This window comes from Pseudoxanthomonas sp. LjRoot204_2, from assembly GCF_056175765.1.
Genome location: NZ_JBGFFG010000497.1, coordinates 1 through 2,214, shown reverse-complemented (window position 1 = coordinate 2,214; position 2,214 = coordinate 1). Strand labels below are relative to the sequence as shown.

Genomic DNA, 2,214 nt, shown 5'->3' with positions numbered 1-2,214 from the left:
GACGGGGCGGGCGCGGCTTGCCGTCGGCCGAACGCGGACCTTCGCGGCGACCGCCTTCACGACGGCCCGCGCCACCGGAGCCACCGGGCTTGCGGCCACCGCCACGGCGCTCTTCGTCGGCGGCCTTCTGCTCGCGCGCTTCGCGGAAGATCTGCCCGATGCTCTCTTCTTCCTCGTCGACCTCGCCGGCGGCCGGCTTCGGACGCTCCGGGCGCGGCAGCGCGGTCAGCAGCTCGGCGGTGACCGGCTCGGACGGGATCTTCTGCTCGATGTAGGCCTCGATGTCGGGCAGCGACATCGCATAGCGCTCACAGGCGAAGCTGATCGCGTCGCCCTCCGCACCCAGGCGCGCGGTGCGGCCGATGCGGTGGACATAGTCTTCGGCATCGAACGGCAGGTCGTAGTTGAAGACGTGCGACACGCCGTCGATGTGCAGGCCGCGCGCGGCCACGTCGGTCGCCACCAGCAGCTCCAGCTGGCCGGCCTGGAAACGCTTCAGCAACGACTCGCGCTTCTTCTGCGGCACGTCGCCCGACAGCACGCCGACGCGGTAGCCGGCACGCTCCAGCGCGCGCGCCACCCGCTCGACGAACGCCTTGGTGTTCACGAACACCATCGTGCGCGCGCCTTCGCTGCGCGACAGCAGGCCGATCAGCAGCGGGATCTTCTCCTCGTCGGCCGGGTAGTACAGCTTCTGCCGCACCTTGGCCGCGGTGATGAATTCGGTCTCCACGACGAGCTTCTCCGGCTCGTTCATGTGCTCGTAGGCCAGTTCCAGCACGCGGTGCGACAGCGTGGCCGAGAACAGCAGCGTCTGCCGCGTGGTGCGCTCCGGCATGCGGCGCAGCAGGAAGCGGATGTCCTTGATGAAGCCGAGGTCGAACATGCGGTCGGCTTCGTCCAGCACGCACATCTCGCAGGCGTGCAGGCTGACCACCTTGTGCTGCTTGACGTAGTCGATCAGGCGGCCCGGGGTGGCGATGATGACGTCCACGCCCTGCTGCAGGATCTCGCGCTGCTTGTCGTAGTCCACGCCGCCGTAGACCAGCGCGAAGCGCAGTCCGAGGTCGGCACCGAACTTCACGGCGTCCTTGTGGATCTGGATGGCCAGCTCACGGGTCGGCGCCAGGATCAGCGCGCGCGGGTCCTCGGGCTTGCGTTCGGCCAGGGCCGGACGCGTCAGCAGGCGGTTCATCACGGCGACGAGGAAAGCCAGCGTCTTGCCGGTGCCGGTCTGCGCCTGCCCGGCGACATCACGGCCCGCAAGGGCGACCGGCAGCGTCATCGCCTGGATCGGCGTGCAGCGGGAAAAACCTGCGCCTTCCAGGCCGGCAAGCAGCGCCGGATGCAGGTCGAACGAAGAGAAAGTTATATCGGTTAACGGTTTGTCGCTCATGCCTTCTTCTTTGCGTCGCTGTGTTCCGCGCGCGTCTCGTATGAATGCGGTGGGTGTGCTTGCAACGGCCTGACCGGCGTCGCACACTGCGCCCCCTGTGCCGGGTTGCGCGACCACCTGGGTTACCTTGAAAAGGTCGCGGAACGCCCCAGTTTACCCCAATCGTGGTGGCCGTCCCGGCCCGAACCCGTCCGCGCCTGCCCGCGGACCCCGCAGGAGATCCCCGTGAGCGACAAAGTGACCCACGTCGGCGATGCCGATTTCGATGCTGCCGTGCTGCAGTCCGGCGAGCCGGTGTTGGTGGACTTCTGGGCCGAATGGTGCGGCCCGTGCAAGATGATCTCGCCGGTCCTCGATGAACTGGCCGAGACCTATGGCGGCAAGCTGAAGGTCGCCAAGGTCAACGTGGACGAGAACCGCGCCACCGCCATCAAGTACCACGTCCGCTCGATCCCGATGCTGTTGCTGTTCAAGGATGGCCAGATCCAGGCGACCCAGATCGGCGCCGTCGGCAAGGGCCAGCTGACCCAGATGATCGACAAGGCCCTGGGCACCCAGGCCGCCTGAGTCTCCCCGCCACGCCCCCGCACCGCCGGGGGCGCCGGCTGAATCCGCTTGAACCCGACGCCTGGCCACCGCTTGCCGCCTTCCGGGGCGGGTGATAGTGTCGGACCCGAAATCCGGCGCAGGGGACGCGCCGCACCCATCTGAATACCCACTCTTCACTTCACCCCGCCGCCGCAACGCCGGCGCTCGCCACCTAGCGAGGATTCGCAACTTGTCCGACAGCAGCAACGAAACCGGCGCTCCCGCCGAGA

General features: G+C 67.9%; 2 protein-coding genes. One reads left to right on the top strand and one right to left on the bottom strand.

Features of this window, described 5'->3' with window-relative positions:
* Nucleotides 1-1,396, bottom strand: a 1,396-nt coding sequence (gene rhlB / locus AC04L7_RS17090) for an ATP-dependent RNA helicase RhlB (RefSeq protein ID WP_475513498.1), incomplete at its 3' end; no start/stop codon positions are given.
* Between the two features lie 225 nt (nt 1,397-1,621).
* On the opposite strand from rhlB, the gene trxA reads away from it, so the two are divergent.
* A complete protein-coding gene (gene trxA / locus AC04L7_RS17085; protein WP_055939299.1) occupies nt 1,622-1,963 on the top strand; it encodes a thioredoxin TrxA in 342 nt (113 codons plus the stop codon).
* Nucleotides 1,964-2,214 lie beyond the last annotated feature (251 nt).